1 protein-coding gene is annotated in these 350 nt (G+C 66.0%); it reads left to right on the top strand.

The genetic code is table 11. The features are described 5' to 3' along the window. Window positions 1-350: acyl-CoA dehydrogenase family protein (locus AX702_RS09090; protein ID WP_269450384.1), on the top strand; the 350-nt coding region annotated here is incomplete at both ends.

Genomic DNA, 350 nt, shown 5'->3' with positions numbered 1-350 from the left:
AGCTGGGGCAGCATGGGCGCGGCGGAATTCTGCATGCATGCCGCGCGGCAGTACGGCCTCGACCGCCAGCAGTTCGGCCGGCCGCTCGCCGCGACGCAGCTTTACCAGAAGAAGCTCGCCGACATGGAGACGGAGATCGCGCTCGGCCTCCAGGCGAGCTTGCGCGTCGGCCGCCTGATGGACGAGGGCCGCTTCGCGCCGGAGATGGTCTCGATCGTCAAGCGCAACAATGTCGGCAAGGCGCTCGACATCGCCCGCGTCGCGCGTGACATGCACGGCGGCAACGGCATTTCGGGCGAATATCAGGTGATGCGCCACGTGATGAACCTGGAAACGGTGAACACCTATGA

Origin of the sequence: Sphingomonas sp. CCH5-D11, assembly GCF_001557395.1 — a bacterium.
Classification (GTDB): Bacteria; Pseudomonadota; Alphaproteobacteria; order Sphingomonadales; family Sphingomonadaceae; genus Sphingomonas.
Note: the sequence above shows the minus strand (reverse complement) of the source record. Positions and strands in the feature narration are given on the sequence as shown.